This is a genomic window from Paenibacillus sp. TC-CSREp1 (genome assembly GCF_050171015.1).
In the GTDB taxonomy this organism is placed as follows: Bacteria; Bacillota; Bacilli; order Paenibacillales; family Paenibacillaceae; genus Paenibacillus; species Paenibacillus silvae.
The window spans coordinates 204,050-225,429 of sequence record NZ_JBNOKM010000010.1 but is presented as its reverse complement, the minus strand read 5'-3'; the positions used below and the strand labels follow the sequence as shown (position 1 = coordinate 225,429).

At 47.1% G+C, this 21,380-nt stretch carries 13 protein-coding genes; 2 read left to right on the top strand and 11 right to left on the bottom strand.

From position 1 onward, the window contains the following. Window positions 1-499: 499 nt before the first annotated feature. Window positions 500-2,782 (bottom strand): YhgE/Pip family protein, encoded by a 2,283-nt coding sequence (locus ACQSGY_RS17190; protein ID WP_427052766.1) that lies wholly within the window; start codon window positions 2,780-2,782, stop codon window positions 500-502. A 258-nt stretch (window positions 2,783-3,040) separates the two neighbouring features. Beyond that, window positions 3,041-3,631, bottom strand: coding sequence for a TetR/AcrR family transcriptional regulator (locus ACQSGY_RS17185; protein WP_184189847.1), 591 nt, complete (start codon window positions 3,629-3,631; stop codon window positions 3,041-3,043). Window positions 3,632-4,084: 453 nt separating this feature from the next. Here ACQSGY_RS17185 and ACQSGY_RS17180 point away from each other — a divergent pair, with 453 nt between their 5' ends. Beyond that, the gene (locus ACQSGY_RS17180) at window positions 4,085-5,296 is read left to right on the top strand and encodes an MGDG synthase family glycosyltransferase (protein WP_427052765.1); all 1,212 of its coding nucleotides are present in this window, start codon (window positions 4,085-4,087) and stop codon (window positions 5,294-5,296) included. A gap of 288 nt (window positions 5,297-5,584) precedes the next feature. Here the strand turns inward: ACQSGY_RS17180 and ACQSGY_RS17175 are convergent, their stop codons facing one another. Both ACQSGY_RS17175 and thpR read right to left on the bottom strand, forming a co-directional pair. Further along, a complete protein-coding gene (locus ACQSGY_RS17175; RefSeq protein WP_427052764.1) occupies window positions 5,585-6,442 on the bottom strand; it encodes a cell wall hydrolase in 858 nt (285 codons plus the stop codon). Window positions 6,443-6,572: 130 nt separating this feature from the next. After that, window positions 6,573-7,175: an RNA 2',3'-cyclic phosphodiesterase gene (thpR, locus tag ACQSGY_RS17170; protein WP_427052763.1), complete on the bottom strand. Its 603-nt coding sequence runs from the start codon at window positions 7,173-7,175 to the stop codon at window positions 6,573-6,575. Between the two features lie 199 nt (window positions 7,176-7,374). On the opposite strand from thpR, the gene ACQSGY_RS17165 reads away from it, so the two are divergent. After that, window positions 7,375-8,331 (top strand): D-2-hydroxyacid dehydrogenase, encoded by a 957-nt coding sequence (locus ACQSGY_RS17165; RefSeq protein ID WP_427052762.1) that lies wholly within the window; start codon window positions 7,375-7,377, stop codon window positions 8,329-8,331. A 155-nt stretch (window positions 8,332-8,486) separates the two neighbouring features. Here the strand turns inward: ACQSGY_RS17165 and ACQSGY_RS17160 are convergent, their stop codons facing one another. From ACQSGY_RS17160 to ACQSGY_RS17130, 7 genes are all read right to left on the bottom strand, one after another. Further along, window positions 8,487-9,524 carry a TRM11 family SAM-dependent methyltransferase gene (locus ACQSGY_RS17160; RefSeq protein WP_427052761.1) on the bottom strand — a complete coding sequence of 346 codons (1,038 nt, stop codon included), beginning with the start codon at window positions 9,522-9,524 and terminating at the stop codon, window positions 8,487-8,489. A 291-nt stretch (window positions 9,525-9,815) separates the two neighbouring features. Then, the gene (locus ACQSGY_RS17155) at window positions 9,816-11,528 is read right to left on the bottom strand and encodes a methyl-accepting chemotaxis protein (RefSeq protein WP_427052760.1); all 1,713 of its coding nucleotides are present in this window, start codon (window positions 11,526-11,528) and stop codon (window positions 9,816-9,818) included. Between the two features lie 273 nt (window positions 11,529-11,801). Next, the gene (locus tag ACQSGY_RS17150) at window positions 11,802-12,854 is read right to left on the bottom strand and encodes an MsnO8 family LLM class oxidoreductase (protein WP_427052759.1); all 1,053 of its coding nucleotides are present in this window, start codon (window positions 12,852-12,854) and stop codon (window positions 11,802-11,804) included. 108 nt (window positions 12,855-12,962) lie between these two features. Further along, window positions 12,963-14,378 carry a deoxyguanosinetriphosphate triphosphohydrolase family protein gene (locus ACQSGY_RS17145; RefSeq protein ID WP_145403473.1) on the bottom strand — a complete coding sequence of 472 codons (1,416 nt, stop codon included), beginning with the start codon at window positions 14,376-14,378 and terminating at the stop codon, window positions 12,963-12,965. 1,527 nt (window positions 14,379-15,905) lie between these two features. Further along, window positions 15,906-17,789 carry a molecular chaperone HtpG gene (gene htpG, locus ACQSGY_RS17140; RefSeq protein ID WP_427052758.1) on the bottom strand — a complete coding sequence of 628 codons (1,884 nt, stop codon included), beginning with the start codon at window positions 17,787-17,789 and terminating at the stop codon, window positions 15,906-15,908. 1,407 nt (window positions 17,790-19,196) lie between these two features. Further along, entirely contained in the window at window positions 19,197-20,096 is a 900-nt protein-coding gene (gene nikC / locus ACQSGY_RS17135) for a nickel transporter permease (RefSeq protein WP_427052757.1), read from the bottom strand. 216 nt (window positions 20,097-20,312) lie between these two features. Continuing rightward, window positions 20,313-21,317, bottom strand: a complete 1,005-nt coding sequence (locus ACQSGY_RS17130) for an ABC transporter permease (RefSeq protein WP_110897295.1) — start codon at window positions 21,315-21,317, stop codon at window positions 20,313-20,315. Window positions 21,318-21,380: the final 63 nt, after the last annotated feature.

The window sequence follows — 21,380 nt, the reverse complement described above, 5'->3', positions numbered from 1 at the left end:
TGAAGCAACGTTTTGATTACGTATTATGAAGCGACGGTTTTGTTTGCTTGTTGTAAAGCAACGTTTGATTACGGATCATAAGGCGACGTTTTTTGATATAGTTCTATTATTTTAACACCGACCTAACATCAGCGCAATTTAAACTTTTTAATACCTCCGATAAGAAATGCTTTGCAGTACAGCTTTAGTGTGATGACGTTTAAAAACATCTCTTTTTCGAATAATTATACACATTTTAAGACAGAGTACAACTGATTTTAATTACTGATAAAAGAAAATCGTTCCATATACAGCCTGCGTTTGACCAGATTTTCGCAATTTTCATATCCAAGCTTACAACAAAGCATTCCGTTTTCATACATTTGTATACAAAATAGCCTGCAGCTCATTTTTGAGCTGCAGGCTATTTGCACTATTTGACTACTATATTGCATAATTTCGATACATGCCTTTTAACTTTTTTTTGCAAAAGTTGTCCGGATCACTGTGTCTTTTCTTATTAAACTGTTGCAGCTTGACCAGCTTCTGTCACGTCAGCTTCTTTCTTGGGACGTCTGCCGCTCCAGAGGAAGTATGCCAGTGTCAGAACAATAGATACACCAGCATAAATGCTGAGTATACCTGCTTGATGCCACATCACATCAAAGTTGCCGCTCGATACAACGGCTCTGAGGCCAACAATGCTGTGAGTCATCGGCAGCCACTGACTGATCGACTGCAGCCATGATGGAATCAGCTCTACCGGGAAGGTACCCGCACTCGCTGCAAGCTGGAATACCAGCAGCAAGATGATCACATAACGTCCTGGCAGATCAAGCCAAGTAACCAGCGCCTGAACGATCAGCATGAAGGTCAGACCCGTTATAATCGTAAACAGATAAAACATTCCTGTACTGTGTGTCTCCAGTCCAAGCCCGTACAGCATGAAGCTTGCAACGATAACGGACTGGAATATGCTCACCGAACCAAACACAAGCGTACGACTGACAAAACGATTCCAGCCCGAAACACCTGGTACTGACGTTTCACGCATTTTCAGAACGATGGTGGAAATCAGCGATCCCACGAACAAGCCGATGGACAGGAAGAACGGTGTCATACCTGTTCCGTAGTTGCTCACGCTTTCCGCTTTGTTCTCGGAAGAATTAACTGGTTCCGCAAACATGTTCACCACATCATCCGTTTTCTTCACTTCGGATGTTTTCTTGGCTGCGTCATTCAGCTTGGTTGCCAGCTCTCCGGAGCCGTCCTTCAGATCCGAAAGACCATTGGCCAGTTTACCTGCTCCATCTCCAAGCTGTTTGGAACCGTCGGCTAACGAGGAAACGCCGCCGCTGAGTTTACCTACACCTGTTTGTAAAGCTGTTGTACCCGAGCCAAGCTGCTTCGCGCCAGCAGCCAGCTGCGAACCGCCTGTTGCGGCTTCACCCAGCTTGCCGCTGAACTGTTTCAAGCCATCGGAGAGCTGAGCTCCTCCCTGACTTAGCTGCCCGGCACCAGCTAGGAGTTGCTTCTGTCCATCGACGAGCTGGTTCGCACCAGCCAGCAGCTGCTGCTGACCTCCGTGCAGCTCAGTCGCGCCAGCAGCCAGCTGCTGATTTCCTTGATGGAGCTGATCAGCACCTTGTGCCAGCTTCTGCTCGCTCTCATGCAGCTGTGCACTGCCATCAGCAACAGCCTGACTTGCAGCAATCAGCTTCTGAACATCCGCACTTGCGGCCAGTTCAGGGTTGCTTTCTGCAAGCTGCTTCAATCCGGCAGCGACGCTTTGCGCGCCATCGGCTACCTTGCTGCTGCCGTCTACAGCAGATTGCAGTCCTGTTGCCAGCGTTCCGCTGCCCTGCACTGCCGTTTGCAGCCCGTCGGACAGCTTCGCACTGCCTTGTTCGGACGATTGCAGACCGGCCTGAAGCTTGTTTGTGCCATCGAGTGAAGATTGAAGGCCTGCGGCCAGTTTATCACTGCCCGTTTTCAACTGGTCAGCACCGCTTTGAAGCTGACTTGTAGCCGCCTGCTGCAGCTGCTGCAAGCCTGAAACCAGACTTGTTGTGCCGCTCTCCAGCTTGGACGCCCCATTATGCAGTGCATTTACACCGTTACTTAATGGAGACAAACCATCCTGAAGCTTCAATGTCCCGGAGGCAAGTTTCTCCAGATTGTCCTTCAGCTTCACAGCTCCGTCATCCAGCTTGACTGCCCCGCTCTTCAACTCCCCTGCACCGTCGCCAGCTTCTGCCAAGCCGTCGGATACCTCCGAGAACTTGTCGAGCAGCGTCTCTGCATACGATTCAGTCACTTTGGCTGAAACCTTGGATTTCAAATCCTTGATAGCCGTTTTTCCGATCTGTGCACCAACAAAGTTGTAATTGCCATTGGGCTCATAGATCAGCTCTGCCGGTGCAGGTTTATCATCAAGCAATGTTGTTGCTTTTGACGAGAAATTTTCTGGAATGGTGATCTGCATGTAATACTTGTCGGTTTGCATCCCTTCCTTGGCTTTGGCAGCACTGACAAATTCCCATTTGAAATCATCATTTTTCTTCAATTCATCAATAAGGTCGTTCCCTACATGGAGTGATTTCCCTTCGAGCTCGGCACCTTTATCAAGATTCACTACGGCTACCGGAAGTTTATCCACATGACCGTACGGGTCCCAATAGGCAGCCAGATAAATGCCGCTGTACAGGATCGGTATAAATAAAATAGCAATTACAGGGATCAACACCTTCGGGTTTCTCACGGCCGATCCCACATCCTTGAAAAACACGGATAAAGATTTCATGTCATTTTCTCCCCTTAACCTCTCTGCTCATCAGCAGGAATAACTAATATGAAAACAGAATGAAATTTTCTGGAATTTTCACCAAAATACGTGATGACCATCATTCTCAAACGGTCAATTCAGGGCAAAAAACAAACTTGCCCTCCGACAAGTTTTACTGTCCTTCACCTTTAACTACTTCAATCATCCTGATACAAACCTCTTAATCATCCAGATTCAAGTCACTTAAACTTGTAAATTCAAAACACGTAAATGATCTCAGCCGGCCTTGTCAGTGACTGCTATTCCCTCCATCAGGAAAAGGCGAAAGTAACTTTTGATCTCATCCTTGCTGAGCGGTTCATGTAGCTTGCTCCAGTCTGCGGTTAATGCGGTATACAAACGAATCATCATAAACGCAACGACTTGCGGATCACAATCCCGGATCTCTCCGCTTTCTCTAGCCTTCTCCAGCTCCCGTGCCAGAAAATCGGAAGTCACTTTCTCGACTTTGTCCAGTCCTGCTTTGGCCTGCAGCGTTCCAAAATCCTTTAACTCCTGCGATAGCTTAACCAGCAGCTCATGGTCACGGCGAAATTCCAGCAATGCATCCAGCACACGGAACAGATTTTCGAAAAAACTGCTCTCCTGGTGCACTTCGCGATGTGCAATGTTTTTCATCTCCTGGATAACTTCAACCAGAATCTGATCAAACAGCTGCTCTTTATTGGTGAAAAAAGTATAAATCGTGCCTTTGCCTACATTCGCAATTTTGGCAACCTGATCCATCGTAGTTGCTTTGTATCCAAACATAGCAAACGACTGAGCCGCTGCATGAATAACCTGTTGTCTCCTGTCAATCGGAGCCATTGTATCTCCTCCTTGCTTCTCGTAGATCGCTCGAATATGATGAGTGATGCAGTCGTCCTTGCAGAATTGACCATAAATACAAAACGGTCATTCGGTCACAAGTTACAATATCACCTTCGAATTAAGATTGCAACCCTAACAATGAAAAAATGTATTAATTTTTTTTAACCTAAATGCAGTGGAAACTGTAAGCTTGGTCGTCTATAGTGTAAGATGACTCAAACAGTCCGCACATACATGAAGTTTGATGTCTCAAAACGTGGAGGATGGTGTAAATATTCAGGGATGAAACATGATTCCATACATTTTCGTATATTCATGTAATAGAAGCCTTGCAGCGCCGTCTCAAGCTAACTCACGATACGAATTTTCTTATTGCAAATTTTAAAATTCTTGTCTTATAGCAAATTTTTAAATTCAAATTTAATTAAACTTATGAATAAAGGTGAACTCATGCGAAAACCAAGAGTGCTCTTATTATCAGAAGGATTCGGTACTGGTCACACGCAGGCGGCTCACGCCTTGGCACACGGAATCAAAAAAGTCAGTCCGCATGTTCATAGCCGTGTCATTGAACTCGGAAAATTTTTGAATCCAACTGTGGCTCCACTTATCTTTACTGCATATCGAAAGACACTATCGGTTCAACCCAAGCTTGTCAGCCTGTTGTATCGCACACAGTACAACAAATCGTTAAACGGCTTTACCAAACTGGCGTTGCACCGTATTTTCTATACTCAAACAGCTCAGGTTATTGCTCAGCTGCGACCGGATATCGTCATCTGTACTCATCCGTTTCCCAATGCGGTCATCTCCAGGCTTAAACGTCAGGGGCTCAAAATTCCGCTCTACACATTAATTACAGATTATGATGTACACGGAACCTGGATTAATCCTGAGGTTAACAGATATCTCGTTTCTACACCTCAAGTTAAGGGCATGCTGGAAGATCGGGGAGTTCCTTCCTCGCAAATTCAAATCACAGGTATTCCGGTTCACCCCGACTTCTGGGAAAATGGTGATAAGGTCAAGCTGAGAGAAGAAATGGGACTGCGCAATATGCCGACTGCCCTGCTTATGGGAGGCGGCTGGGGTCTTTCTTTTGACGAGGAGCACATGAAAGCTCTTGCCTCTTGGGCAGATCGGGTACAACTCGTATTCTGTCTTGGAAGCAATCAGAAGATGATTGACAGAATGAAGGAAATTCCATGCTTCCAGCATCCGAATATTCGCATTCTGGGGTACACTCGGGAAGTTAGCAAGCTTATGGATGTATCGGATGTCCTGATCACGAAGCCGGGCGGCATGACATGCACAGAAGCAATGGCTAAAGGTCTTCCTATGCTGTTTATTCCCCCACACCCTGGTCAAGAAGAGGAGAACTGTGAATATTTTGTACAAGCCGGGCATGGGCGAATCATTGACTCTGCCGATGTCATTACAAATTGCTTCCAGAAGATGTGTGATGAGCAGCAGCAAGGGACGACAACTCCTCGTAGAAATGATCAAACAGAACAAGTTGCTGCCTATGATCCGACACTTTGCGCTCAAGCTGTTCATGATTTATTGTTCCCGGCAACTACAGAAGTTACAGCTCCGTCTCTAGAGCGGTTTAAAGCCGGAATAACTGCCAGACCCTTGTCCGGTACCAGACTACCTCTATAATGCCGCTAACGGGCCTTAGAATTGGTCTGAGAGCTTAAATAATAATATATACTCATGAACGTTATGTACAAAAATAAAAATACAACAAAAAGGGTTCCTCTTCACTGATGAAGGGGAACCCTTTTATTTAACCCCATCCTACCGTATATTCTTCCAGAAAAATGGGTATATTATATGTGAAGATTCACTCGGAAAACGACGAAATAAAACTGCATTACAACATTTTCAGGGCTGATGTGAAGCTCACAACGTTAACTACCCTGCCTGTTTGCAGAATTTCAAGGCCTTTTACTTGTAGAAAGTATGATGACCGATCCTTTTCACTTCTTTCTTCGTACGAGCCACTGTCAGATCGTCCGCAAGCGTCAATGACAGGAAATAATACGTATTATCAGAGACTTCCTTCTGTCCGTTCAACGCAGCATTCACCGCTTTGATGCTGTCCTCATTCGGCGTCACCCGTTTCAAACGGCCGTTCGCAACAGGACTGAACTGGGATTTCTGATAGATGACCTTGTATATAGTATCGGGAAAATTGGCTGACCGCAGCCGGTTTAAGACAACGTTGGCAACTGCCACTTTGCCTTCGTACGGTTCACCTTCTGCCTCTGCCATGACGATTTTCTGCAGCAGAAACAGTTCTTTATCGGACACACTGTAAGACCAGGTTGCGAGTTTCGCATCTTCCTGCTTCAAAAGTTCGGTCCGCGTAAAGTAAAGTTTTTGGGGGGGAGTTGAAACAGCAGCAGCCGCTTTGGCACGTTCAATTTTGGCCAGTTTCAAGGCAGCTTCTTTTTTAGCTTTTGCGGCAGCGATCGCCTTCGCTTTTTGTCTGGCCGCAGCTTGCTTCTGTTCCTGCTCATGTTGAGCAGACACAAGCCAATTTCTGGCTGGCAACGCAGCAGTCCAGTTTACCGATTGTGCAGACGGGTGAACAGATAGACTTGTCCCATCTTCCGTCAATCGCCTCTGCTCCGGAGACAAAGACAGGTTATTATGTGTCGAAGCTGCAAGCTCCGTCATCTGTTTGCTATCACTCGCTTCATTCCACTTCCCCGTCGCTTGAACGACATTTACCCCCACTATACATACAAGCAGCACAGATAACATCGGTGCTACCCAACGATTCTTGCTTATAATATCCATTCGAAGATTCCTCCTGTCGAAACAATTCCCTAATCTAAGTAACCCAAAAAAAAGAATTTGAATAACGATGGCTAATATTACATAGGGATAAACACAATGTCAATGTGAGTTTATGGCATAAAAAAGTTTTTCAGGAAAATGAAAACGCATCCAGTGTCTCATACATTGGCGATTGTGCAAGCCTTGTCACATAAAGTACAAACCCGTCCACAGTCCATGAATTCCCATGAGAAACAGGTTCTGTAACGAGGTTGGTCACACCAATATTATCCATTCCAGGCAAGTGTCCAACATATTTTCTGGCCACGGTCACATGTGGACGATACGGCCTCAGCTCTGCTTCAAAGCCTAGCTCCTTCGTCGCCTGAACAATCGTTGCTTGCAGAAGGTGTAACCGTTCTACCTCTCCGCTAACACCCCTCCATAGAACCTTGGGTGAATGTTCCAGGCCAAATGTGCCCCATGTGTCAAGCTGCAGATCAAACCTGCTAAATTCAGCAGCAACATTACGCAGGGCTGCACGAAGATGACCTACATCACTCATCAATGTATCTCCCAAAAACTGCAATGTAATATGATAATCCCTATGGTCCGTCCATTTGCGAAAATCAAGCTTGTTCCGAATGGGCTGTACTTGCATCTGAAGAAACTGCTGAATATCCTCAGGCAGACGTACAGCGATAAACAGACGCTCCCGCCGGGATGCATGTTCCTGAATTGCTTGAGTATTCATTCCATACACCTCTCTAAAGTTCGCTCTATTATTTCATAAATATGCATAGCATTTCAAGCTGGGTAAATATAGATTGACACAAAGAGTGGCATTTGCATATAAGGCTTCATTCCTGCATTTCCTATCTTTGTGCACGTCGTGTACCTAATCTGATACACTTGAAAAGACGAATCCATTGATCTCAGGAGGAATACAACTTATGGGCAAAATCATATGTTTTCCAGCATTATCTCAAGAGCAGCAGCAGCGGATACAGCAAGCCGCACCAGGGTACACCATCCAGATCGGCAAAGCCAAGGACCTCGATCCAGCCGAATTTAAAAATGCAGAGATTATACTTGGATGGTCTTCCCTTATTCGTGAACATGCACTGAATGAGGACAATCCACTGAAATGGATTCAGGTCTGGTCGGCTGGTGTTGATCATCTTCCAATAGAGGATCTGCAGCATAAACAAATTCAGGTGACCAGTGCCAATGGCGTTCATGCCATTCCTATTACGGAAATTATTCTGGGCATGATGTTATCCCACAGCCGGTGGTTGAGACAAGCTATGCTGTATCAGCATCAGGCCGAATGGAAGGCTCCCGCCAAAGCGCTGCCGGAACTGCATGGCAAAACTGCAGTAATCGTCGGCGTTGGGGAAATCGGTACCGAGACAGCACGAGTCCTGAAAGCTCTGGGCATGCACACTGTTGGCGTACGACGTTCAGGCAAGGATGTACCGAATATAGATCATATGTATGATATGTCCGGACTGCATGAGGCTGTCCGTCAAGGCGATTACGTAATCAATATTTTGCCACTGACCGATGAAACCCATCACATTTACAATCAAGAAACATTTGATCAATTCAAATCGGATGCTTGTTTTGTCAATGTAGGTCGCGGCCCCAGCGTAGATACAGAAGCACTTCTAGGTGCTCTTCGCAGCGGGAAGCTCGCTTTTGCAGCCCTGGACGTATTTGAAGAGGAACCTCTTCCGGCAGACCACCCGCTCTGGGCAATGGACAATGTGTTAATTACACCACATATCGCAGGAAGTACTGAGCAGTACACGGAACGTGCTCTTGATATTTTCATCAAAAATCTGGAAGCTTACGTTGCTGGCAAAACTCTACCGCTTAACCTTGTCGATTATAGTCATAAATATTAACACAAACAAACGTTCCCATGCAATATGATTCAAATTACAAATCAACATAAGACACAGAATATGTTGCAAAGAATTCAGCATATAAATAAAAACTCCATCAGGAAAATATTTTCCTTGGTGGAGTTTTTCATAAGGATTCAATTTGCTTTTAACGGTCAGGAACATACCCAGATATGCCTTACAAATGCACTTTTACGAACCGTTCCATACCGCTCAATAGTCCAGCCCGCTTCCAATAAATGCTCCTGAACCCGCTCTGTAGAAACAATTACAGCTCGACCACACAATTCACGTAATTTCATCAGCATTGCCCGCTGCTCATGATCGGGAAGAACAGAGCATAGATTGTACGGCATGTCGAATATTGCCGAATCATAACTTCCCTCAAGCTCCTTCATATCCCCTAGCGTGATTCGTTGTGCATCATATCCAAAATGCGGTAAATTGACACGAGCTCCCCGCACTGCAAGTGCATTCAGATCATTACCTCTTGCATCAATGCCCATGGATAAAGCTTCAATGACAACGGTCCCCATCCCGCAGCAGGGATCAAGCAAACGATGTTGTGCCTCTGCTTCTGGAACAGCGATATTCACAAGTGCTCTTGCCAGAGCAACACCGAATCCGGTGGAGTAGTTTTGTGGCTTCTGCTGATGAACCTGCCATGATTTGTCCGATTCTGTCCACTGACCCAGGAGCCATTTTTGATGAGTTTTGATTAGTCCGAAAGTCACTTTAGGTTTCTTCATCTGTGCTGTTCCTCGGATACACATTCCGATGTCTCTTTCTAACTTGCGAGCCTGGTCATAATCCGGCACAGCGTCTCCCGCCTTCAAACAAGCCACCTTAAACGTTTCATCTGGATTCAAACGAATCTCCCTGGCCACAGGAAGTAATTCGGCAACTGCATCACCTTGTCCAAGCACATCCAGCCGTCCATGGATAAATGGACTTCTCCCCGGTAAAATACATCGTTCAGACCAAACATACGAGCTGCCGGCATTATTTATCGTCAAATCCGTTTGTAGAAGGGTGCTTAGTTCCATCTCACACAATTGCAGCTCATTCTCATGACATGCAAAGGTATACAGGTAATGAAAATGTTGAGGTTCTATAGTTTCACCTTCGTCGATACGTTCAATTGCAGCAGAGCTTGCAGGATACACCTCGGCTTTGTTCAGAATATTCTCCATAATCCCCCTATTTTCCCAGCTTTTATAGCATCCCTTCTCTTCGAGCAGTGCCAAGCGTCGGTAGTCATTGTATCCAAAGTCAGGCTGAGTGACAACTGCACAGAGTTTAGATGCAGCATGCTTTTGATCAGAAAATAAAAAAACAGGGACCTCCAGCATCGGAAATCCCCCTTATCACTATCATTAGTACCTGGTCTTAAATCTCAATTTATGCGACGTAAACATGATGGTTCAAACAACCGTTTTACCCTGTTTCTTCTATTAAAATAGAACAGCTTTATACAGAACAGATTAAACTTTCAGTTTTTCAATAGAAACGACCAGATCGTCTGACATTTCCTTCAACGTCTGAATATTACTGCTGATCATTTCCAATGAGCTTACTTGTTCCTCTGCCGAAGCAGAGACTTCCTCCACGCTTGCAGCCGATTGCTCGGACACCGCAGAAATCTGCTGACTGAAATCATTCATTTGACCACTGCTCTCTTCCATTCCGGCGAGTCCATCCGTCATGATTCCAATGACTTCTACCATGCCTTCAACGGATTGATTAATGGTCCCGAATAACTGACCTGAAGCAAGTACATGCTCCTGTCCAAGCTGTGTTTCCTGCACACCGACACGCAGCTCGTTCACAACTCCCTGAGAGTCCTGTTGAATGTCCTGAGTAATGGTCGTAATCTCTTCAACAGAAGCCTGTACAGCCTCAGATAATTTACGAACTTCGGATGCTACAACTGCAAAGCCGCGCCCACTCTCTCCAGCCCGGGCCGCTTCAATCGAAGCATTCAACGCCAGTAGGTTAGTTTGACGTGCAATATCGTGAATTACCAGAACCAGCTTGGAAATATCTTCGTTTTTGCGGTTCAGCTGCTCCATCTTGTTCATTGAGGAAGACACTACACTGGCAATCTGCTGCATCTGTTGTACGGATTCTTCCATTGCCTTGCGACCACTCTGTCCTTGCTCCAGCACCTGATTAGACATATTACGAAGCTGATTTCCCTGCTCCGCATGTTTCTGAATGTGATCATTCAGTTCTTCAACAGCGCGAGCCGATTCCACAGCAGTCTGTGCCTGACTTTCAGCAGCCTTCGCCGATTCTTCCATTGTAATCGCAATTTGCTGACTGCCAATCTTGACTTCTTCCGAAGCGATGGCCAACTCATTGCTTTGCCGATTCACGGTTTCGGCTACACGCCTTACATTTAACACCATCGAAGTCAGGTTAGCTTTCATCTCATTGACCGCTTTCGCCAGAGCACCGACCTCATCTTCATGTTTCGTATGTACATCCTGTACGTTCAACTGACCTTCCGCGATCAATTTAACGGCACTGATGACACGAAGCAGCGGTTTAACGACTTGTGTACGGATAATCGGTACAAATATAGCCGTGATGATAATCATCACAAGCACACCTATAATCACAGCCAACCTGCCATCCTGAACGGAACGGATCGTTTGGGCTGCCGATGCATCTGATTGCTGCTGATTGTAACTGACGAGATAATCCAGATTCACCTGCATCGTATCAAAGGAATCTGCTCCTTTGACAGCAACTTCCTTGGCAAGCTGTGTCTGTCCTTCGTCACTCAGTCGAATCGCTTGCGTATTGATTTTAAGGTATGCTTCCCACTTATCCTTAAACGAATTCCAGTTTTCCGCCTCTTTCGCAGACTTGCTTAGTTTATCATAAGCGGCAATAGCCTGTGCTGTCTCACGAATAAATTTGGTACGCTCTTCGTTAATCGCAGGTCTGTCGGATGCATCGGCATCAAAGTAGCGATAACTTAAAGACAAAATATGCTCTGTTGTATAGTTCAAGCGGTTGATCTCCTGAATGGACGGCATCCAGTTACGAGTAATATCATTCGTGTTCGTTTCAATTGAATTCATCCGTCCAATAATAGTGACGCTTAGAATGATTAAACAGAGGATTAACAAGTAAAACGCGATGCTGATACGCAGACCGATACTCCTGATTTTAAATCTGCTAAACATATGAATTTCCCCCTCATGACAACTTTCACATCAAATCCAACTTTAGTGCAATATCAGCGGTTAACCCATGCTTTTGGCCTCTTGCAAATTGCACTCATCTATATGATGACTACCCATAAATAGCCATAAAGTATTATAGCATTCTTTCGTCAGGTTGACGCTGTAATTTGTAAAAACATGTTGAAATTTATCGAATTAAAAAAGCTGCTTTATCCGAATACTTCAGATTTGCAGCTCTGGATTTCTTGTATAGCACACTTCACATAATGCAATTTAACTGTTGCACTGCGAAAAGCGAATCAAACACTCCTCTTTGGCTTCAGCAAGCAAACGATAGGAATCCAGCCTGCGTTCATAATCAGGCCCAGCCGTCACAACAAGTATTCCGTTGGTGTTTAACCTCTGCGTCAGCCGCCAAAGCTGCTGCCACACTTGTTCGGGTGTGCCCGCAACATGCTTCAACGCATTAGAATCTGAATGACCTGACCCAACTAGCTCACCTGAATCACTCACGCTACTCGGCCCCGTACCATATTCACGATCCAGCTGATCGCCTGACTGCCTTTGCTGATTTTCTCTGCGTTTGTCCGCCATCTCACGGCTCCAGATCAAAGCCTCTCTCTCTGAAGAAGCGCACATCACACTAACGGCCGCCATGACCACAGGCCGCTTCAGATAAGCGCTCGGAACAAATTGTTCCCGATAACGACGAACAGCCTGAACGCCATCCGAATCACTCATGAATTGACCAAACACATACCCCATACCAAACTGGGCGGCAAAGGCTGCACTTTTGAGATTGGTGCCCAGCATCCATAGGGATAGCGAAGTTTCGGGAACCGGACGAGCTGTAACCGGCACATCCTCATACGTATAACGATCCTCCAGCAGCGCGGTCAATGACGCAAGTGATTCAGGCAGCTTGGACACATGCTGCAGGTAATTGCCGCTGAGCGCCATGGTGGCATGAGGTCCTCCGCCCGGAGCCCGTCCTAATCCAAGCTCGATACGGCCCGGATACAGCGACGCAAGCAAACGAAACGACTCCGCCACCTTCAGCGGGCTGTAATGCGGCAGCAGGACGGCTCCCGAACCAAGCTGAATGGATGCCGTCCTTGCGCCGATATGTGCCAGCAGCACTTCTGGAGCAGCCGAAGCAAGCTCAGCCATGTCGTGATGCTCGGAAGTCCAATATCTGGCGTACCCCCACGCCTCAGCACGTTGAGCCAGAAGCACAGCTTGCTGAAGCGCCTGTTCAGCGGTCGCGCCATTCAACCGGGGGACCAGATCCAGCACACCGAGGCTGATATTTTTTTCAAACGTCAAAGCCTCAACTCCTAATGAGAACATGCTTCTCTGTTCTTCTTTTCTTTTCGTTTCTTTTCCACCAGATCAGAAATGGAGTCCAATAACCCAGATCACAGATGCAGCACGCTAATCGAGGTCATAGATCGAACCCACCTTCAGGCCGTACAGTTCATTATAGATTTTCTCGGCAAAAGCATCCGTCATGCCGGCGATATAATCAATCACCATATGCTCCCAGGTCCAGATTGGCTGAGATTTGGCCTGATCCTTCTCATACCGTTGCAGCCAATCGGATGGAATGATGGATTTTGACGTTTCCGGATCAAGGAACGCATCCCATAAGCGCTTGATCATCCACTCACTGCGTTTTTGCAGACGCTGTACACGCAGATCCCGAATCATCGTTACCCAAGCGAAGCTCTTGAGCACACTCACCGTGCGCAGCATGTCGAGGTCTTCCACACCCTCGCGCACGAAAGTTACTTTTTTCCAATCGCCGTCATCAATGACACCAAGGCTGCCAACAAACAGGCTAACCCAATACGCTTTCACCTCACGACGTGTACGCGAGTAGTCATGCTCACAGAAAGGCATCTTCTCATTCCAGATGCGCAGAAACGATGCAAGGACCTCTTCCACTTTTTCCGCGATCGCTTCACGGGTCCAGCCCTTCCAGAATAAATCCTCCAGCGTGGTTATTTTATCTACAATGAGCCGGTTGATATGCTGGTCCTGCAGGAAATGCTCATGCACCTCGATTTTGCCAGCCTTGATGCCGTCCTCCAGATCATGTGCAGAATACGCAATGTCGTCGCAGAGGTCCATCAGCTGCGCCTCAAGTGTTTTCTTGCCAGCAGGGATGCTCCAGCGCTCCCGAATCTCGCGAATGTACTGCCATTCATGATGGTACATGCCTTTCTTGCTCTCCGTTCCCGGATAAGGGTACTTGTTAATGCCCAGCAGCACGGCATCGGAGAGGTTCAGTCCATCGATATCCTCCCGCTTCTCCAGATACATAATAAGACGGAAGTTATGTGCGTTTCCTTCAAAATGCTCATATTTCCGCTTCAGCTCCGCGCGTACCTCGGATTCAGCCTTGGGCACTTTGGCTGTACGGCTTTTCTTCATGATCTTCTTGGTTTCTGTGTTGATCAGATCATCCAAAATGCCATCCAGCACTTCTTCTCCTTTATGTCCAAAAGGCGGGTGACCGAAGTCATGTGCAATCGCAGCACACTCCACCACCTCCGAATCAATGATAAGCCCCGGGCTCTCCGCCTGTCCAAAGTCTACCTCAGGATAGCGCCGCAGCAGACTTCTGGCCGCTTCTCGGGCAATCTGTGCCACCTCCAGGGAATGAGTCAGACGTGTGCGATAATAATCGCCCGTACCTGCTCCGAACACCTGTGATTTGCCCTGCAGCCGCCGAAAGGTCGGTGAATGTATCAGTCTGGAGTAGTCTCGTTCATACGCTGCACGCGAGCCCTCCAGTTTCGTTAATTCAGGATATTGTCTATGTTCTCTCAGATCATTCCATTGCATGTGAATCACTCCTAGCCGACTGTCTCTATTTTGAGTGATTATACACAACATCTGCGGTTTCGAAAAGCAAAACCTGCTCGTCATGTCATCTCTTCTCACATCAACTGGTGATGTACAGCCCTATCTTTATCTATTATACCCTGCGAGACTATAATCTGTGCATAGAATTAGAAACAACCTGCCGTTTGGCGGGATGAAAAAAGGGAGTCATCTGTACACATCAGAAACGAGTAGTGCGCAGTCCATGGACATGAGCAGAATACTTGGAATGTCCGCAGCACATGCATAAGCGGTAGATCTCCTATGGTGCAGCACGCACGATACATGTAGCAGACCGTAATAATATGTGAAGCGAGCTATGGAGAGGCGGGATCAGAACCTATGCAAAGGCTCGGGCATGTGCACCAGACCTGAACCCCCGCAAGGGCTTCGGCATGTGCAGCAAACCTGAACTCACGCAGAGGCTCCGGCATACGTAGCAAACCTGAACTTACGCAGAGGCTCCGGCATGTACGGCAAACCTAAACTCACGCTCGGGCTCCGGCATGTGTAGCAGACCCGAACGCACGCAAGGGCTCCGGCATGTGCTGCAAACCTGAACTCACGCAAAGCCTCCGGCATGTGCTGCAAACCTGAACTCACGCAAAGCCTCCGGCATGTGCTGCAAACCTGAACTCATGCAAAAGCTTCGAGCTGACCTCAGACATATGAAGTTACGCAGGCCATATGCAGTAGACTTCTAATATGTAGCCGACCACTCTCGTTATGAAGCGGGACACCGCCATACTAGGAGCTTCACGCCACAATTGATATACTTCAATATTGGGCAGAACGTAATTAACACTACCCGCAGGCAAGCATCCCTCCCTCCACCGCTAACGATTCTGAGAGAGCTTATTTGGCCCATTTTCACACGTTTCCGATTCTAACGATTCTCACAAACGCTATTTCACTCCAAACCCGCAAAAAAACCGGAAATATGGAGCTATGGAGAGAATTAACGTCTCTACGAATCGTTAGAAAAAATAATGTGCGAAAAAGTGCAAAATAACGTTTCCAGGAATCGTTAGAGCAAATTAGCAGGTTGAGCGGATCGGGCGGGTTCAGCGGATTGGACTGAATTTAGCTGAATGGGGTCGAGGCAAAGTATTGTAAGATGCATTAAATTGAGTTGTTGCGCGAATGAAGGAATGACACGAGTTGTACGTGAGCAGCCCCATTATAAAAAGAAAGAAACCCGGCAGGCACATAACGTCTCCTGTCGGGTCTACCTCTAAGTAGGCTGAATCAAGCTATCGAGCTGTGATTCATTACAATTTCATTTTGCCATGCATCTGCGCCAGTTGGAGCAGCTAAGTGTCCACGCGTTCTATCCTATCACAGCTTCCTGCTTTGCACCGCGTCATGCCAGCCGTGCAAGCCCAAGCTTAGAGCTTTATATAGTCACGTTAAGCATACACACTCATTCTAATCCTGATGAAGCATCAACCAGGTAACTCGATATTCAATATCGAGTTATCAGCAGACTTACACCATCACTTTGCAGATATCGTTCGTGAACTCCACCGGGTCCTGAATCGGCAAGCCTTCAATCAGCAGCGCCTGATGATACAGCAGGCTGGTGTACAAGCTCAATTTCTCTTTATCCTGTGCAAAAGCATCCTTTAACGACTTGAACACATCATGGTTCACGTTGATCTCCAGCACTTTATCAGCCTGTACATCGCCGCTGTTCGGCATCGCTTTGAGCACCTTCTCCATCTCGATCGTCAGCTCGCCCTCTGTGGACAAACATACCGGATGGCTGCGAAGACGTTTGGAAGCTTTCACCGCTTTGACTTTACCCGCCAATTGCTCCTGCATCGCTTCGAACAATTCCTTGTTGTCATTGTCCTGCGCTTCATTCTCTTCCTTCTCTGCACTATCTTCGATACCCAGGTCTCCGCTGGAGATGGATTTGAACTCTTTCTCCTTATAGTTCGTGATCATCTTGATCGCGAACTCGTCGATATCGTCCGTAAAATAGAGGACTTCGTATCCTTTTTCCAATACTCCCTCGATCTGTGGCAGCTTCTCGATCCGGCTGATCGACTCACCCGCAGCATAATAGATGTACTTCTGATCCTCCGGCATTCTGGAAACATACTCGTCCAGGCTCACCAGCTTGTTCTCTTTGGAGGACGTGAACAGCAGCAGATCCTGCAGTGTGTCCTTGTTTGCGCCATAATCGCTGTAAACGCCATATTTCAGCTGACGACCAAACGCTTGGTAGAATTTCTCGTAGTTCTCACGCTCGTCTTTGAGCAGGCTTTGCAGCTGGCTTTTAATTTTGTTCTTGATGTTCTTGGCAATCAGACTAAGCTGACGGTCATGCTGCAGCATCTCGCGGGAGATGTTCAAGGACAGGTCCTCGGAATCCACCATACCCTTCACAAAACCAAAATAATCCGGCAGCAGGTCGCCGCACTTATCCATGATCAATACGCCGTTGGAGTAAAGCTCCAGACCTTTTTCATATTCTTTGGTGTAATAGTCAAACGGTGTGTTCTCCGGGATAAACAGAATCGCATTGTATACTACAGCGCCGTCCGCGCTAATGTGCAGATGTTTGAGCGGTTTGTCAAAACCGTACCGTTTCTCCATATAGAAGTTGGTATAGTCTTCTTCGGTCAGCTCGCTTTTATTTTTACGCCAGATCGGCACCATGCTGTTGACGGTTTGCTCTTCCTTGTACTCCTCGAACTCGTTCTCCGTGCCTTCCTTCGGACGGTGATTGGTCACATCCATTTTGATCGGGTAACGAATGAAGTCGGAGTATTTTTTGATGATGGATCTCAAGCGATACTCTTCCAAAAACTCGTCATACGAGTCTTCTTCTGTGTTTTGTTTAATCGTCAGTACAATCTCTGTACCTACCGTGTCTTTCTCAGCAGGTGTGATCGTATAACCGTCCGCACCCTCGGACTCCCATCTCCACGCTTCGTCGCTGCCCAGCGTTTTACTCGTTACGGTCAGCTTGTCCGCCACCATAAATGCAGAGTAGAAGCCCACCCCGAACTGGCCGATGATGTTGTGTCCGTCTTTGGCTTCGTTTTCTTTCTTGAACGCCAGGGAACCACTCTTCGCAATCACACCCAGGTTGTTCTCCAGCTCTTCCTGTGTCATCCCGATTCCGGTGTCAGTGATCGTCAAGGTGCGGTTATCCTTATCAATCGTAAGCTTGATGAAGTAATCCTCTTTGTTGAATACGAGTGAATCGTCGGTCAATGCTTTGTAATATATTTTGTCGATAGCGTCACTGGAGTTGGAGATCAGCTCTCTGAGGAAAATTTCCTTTTGGGTATAAATGGAGTTGATCATCATATCCAGCAAACGTTTGGATTCTGCCTGAAACTCTTTCTTAATCGCCATGAATGAAGTGCTCCTTTCGAATTGGGGTATCGAATGATTCGCTTGAAAAAGGCAAGCTGCGCTGCAAGGCAGAGGTCTTGATAACGAATCGTATTTTGGAACGTTGTTATCCACCCATTTCATTACATCCGATTGAATGTGGGAGAAATTCTGTGATGAGGGCGAACGCTTCGCTTCCTGCAAATCCGATTTCGTTCACTCTCCATACTCTTGCGCAGCATAGCCACATGTTCGGCAAAATCATTCCATATGTAATGGTATAGCTGCTGAATTGTTAGCACTCAAATAGCCAGAGTGCTAAACCCTTCTTTTTATATAACATATGGGAAAATTGGGTGTCAATACGAAGACTGTTATTTTAACAAAATGATTGATTTTACACGGCATGGTACATATTTCAACTCGTTATATTGTTTCTTCACACCACACGTTCAGCACCGGATGTAGTTAGTCCTTGGCTATACGCTCGCTCGGCCGAATCACACCCCATCCCAGTGTAACGCACTTACTCCAGCAACACAAAAAACCGGCTCGAAGCTCGGTTCGGGACGGAGTGTGTGGAGAAAGCAACCGATTACTAAAATCTGCACGACGAGTAGTCACTAGCCTTAAACGCTATAGAACTCAATTTCAGCCAACCGAACGACGGATTTCAAGCACCACAACAAAGTATGGTGTATCTGAAAACGCTGAAGGCAGCCAATCTTGTTTTGTTGAAATTTCGTTCCAACCCAGAAGGTTGATCGCAGGCGTGCCAGGGCATATCAATGGAAAGCGACGCGACGGGGGGTGAAATAGCGGTGAAAGATGTACCTTAGTGGGCTTCAAGACACAAGCCTAGACACCGCAGATCAGATACCGCAGACGTCAAATCACTGAGATCCGCTGGCAAACGGTGTCGCACCAAACTCAATCCTTTACCTCCGACGTTAACTACTGTGCTGCAAGCAGCAGCGACTGGGATTCAAAAGCTAACGATTCTGAGAGACGCTAATTCACGCTTTTTCAAGTATTCTCCATTCTAACGATTCACAGGAACGTTATTTCGTCCCATGGAGCGATAATCCGGGCAAATTCTCCGATTTTGCGATGAATAAGCTTTCTGGGAATCGTTAGCTTGGGAAATAGCCGGGAAATTGACATATAAGCTTTCCTGGAATCGTTAGAGTTCAGAGCTGCAGTTCACACAGTCAAGTCGACTACCACTGTTGCTACTATTGCTATCTACATGTAGTCGCTCCCAGCACGCGCGCTCTGCCTCATGACAAGGTGGTCAGTCCAACCTACTGCTGCCACTACTTCTACTTCTACTTCTACTTCTACTTCTGCCACTATTTCTACTCTACCACCATCACTGATACTTCTACGACTTTATATAGCACGTGCCGAGGCTCCAACCTTCTCCCACTACTTCTTCGCCATCTTGGGATCAAGGGTGTCACGCAGACCATCGCCCATCAGGTTAAAGCCCAGCACGGTCAGCATAATCGAAAGGCCAGGGAAAATAAGGGTCCACGGAGCCTTTTGAATAAACTGACGAGAATCGGACAGCATTTTGCCCCATTCCGGGTCTGGCGGCTGCGCACCCATGCCAAGAAACCCGAGTGCAGCTGCCTCAATGATTGCCGTGCCAATGCCGAGCGTGCCCTGCACAATAAGCGGTGTAAGGCTGTTCGGTAAAATGTGCCGGAACAAAATACGTGCATTGCCTGCCCCCAGCGTACGTGCCGAAGTAATAAACTCTTCCTGCCGCAGGCTGAGTACCCGTGATCGCACGAGCCGTCCATAGGTTGGAATGTTCACGATGGCAATCGCGAGTAACGCGTTTTGCAGCGAGGGTCCTAGAATCGCCACAATAGCAATCGCGAGCAGAATGGCCGGAAATGCCAGCAAAATATCAAATAAACGTGAGATCAGCATGTCCGCCCATTTACCATAAAATCCGGCAATCAGGCCCAGCAGCGCTCCTGCGATCATCGAGCCAATGACCGAGAAAAAACCAACCCATAGCGATATTCGCGCTCCATGCAACACACGGGATAAGACATCTCGTCCCAAATCATCCGTTCCAAACCAGTGCTCTGCCGAAGGGGCCTGAAGTCGGTCCTGCAGCACCTGCTCTTTGTAATCATAAGGAGCGATATAAGGCGCAAGAAAGGCCAGAATGATGAAAAAAACGATAATAAGCAAACCTGCTAAAGCAAGTCGATTACGCCGAAAAGTCCTCCACGCCTCACGCCAGGGGCCAGACCCGCTCGCGGGCACTGCATCAACAGTTTGTCCAGTATTGGTCGACAATTTGGCCATACAGGTTCTCCTTTGCTGAACATATATAAGTGTAAAAGAATGAATGAATAAATGAACCAGCTGTCATATTTGCTTCATTGTGTGTATACGCAGTAATTCTCTTGCGGTGTACTTGCAGCTCATACTTGCAGTTTCTAACTTGCACTTCTAGCTTGCAGCATTTCAACTGTAATTTCGCTATTTGCAGAATCAGTTTTTTCCGCACATTCGTCCTTCTTACTTGTAACTGATCCGCGGATCAAACACGGCATACAGCAGGTCTACAATGAGATTGATAACTACGAAAAAGAAAGCAACAATCAGAATTCCGCTTTGAATCACGGGATAGTCCCGCGAACTGATTGCTTCATATATATAACGTCCGACACCCGGCCAGGCAAAGATCGTTTCTGTCAGCACGGCACCGCCCAGCAGCGACCCGGTCTGTATACCGATGACGGTCAGCACGGGAATAAATGCATTTTTGAGTGCATGTCCGTATACGACAAAAAACGGCCCCAAGCCTTTCGCCTTGGCGGTACGAATATAATCCGAGCTCATCACTTCCAGCATGCTGGAACGGGTCATTCGTGCAATAACAGCCATCGGGATCGTGCCCAGTGCCACACTTGGCAGAATCAAATGTTTGGTCACCGTCCACAGCTGATCCCAGCGTCCCGCAAGCACGGTGTCCAGCACATACAAACCTGTAATCGCATCCACCGGATCACGCGCATTCATGCGTCCGATCGACGGCAGCCACTGCAGCTTGTTCGCAAACAGCCACTGCTCCATGAGACCCAGCCAGAAAATGGGCATGGATACCCCGACAAGAGCGATGACCATGCAGCAATAATCAAACCATGAGTTATGCTTCCAGGCACTGATAATGCCAGCATTCACCCCAATAATAATGGCAAACAGCATACTCGCCATCGTGAGTTCAAGCGTTGCAGTCAGATAAGGGCCAATTTCCTGGGCAATAGGCACCTTGGTGCGGATGGAAGTGCCCAGATCCCCTTTCAGCAAGTCGCCCAGATAAGCGAAATATTGCTGGAACCAGGGTTTATCAAGTCCGAGTTGGTCCCGGAGGGCCTGCTTGGACTGTTCGGTTGCTTTTTGCCCCAGAATCGTCTCGGCCGGATCACCAGGTATCGCATGAATGATCGAAAAAACGATTAGCGTCATGCCCAGCAGAACGGGCAGCAGTACCAGCACACGTTTGACAATATAGCTGTTCAACTCCAGATCACCTGCCCTAAACGTATCATGCGTATGATTTCATATAAGCGAGATAAGAAAAAG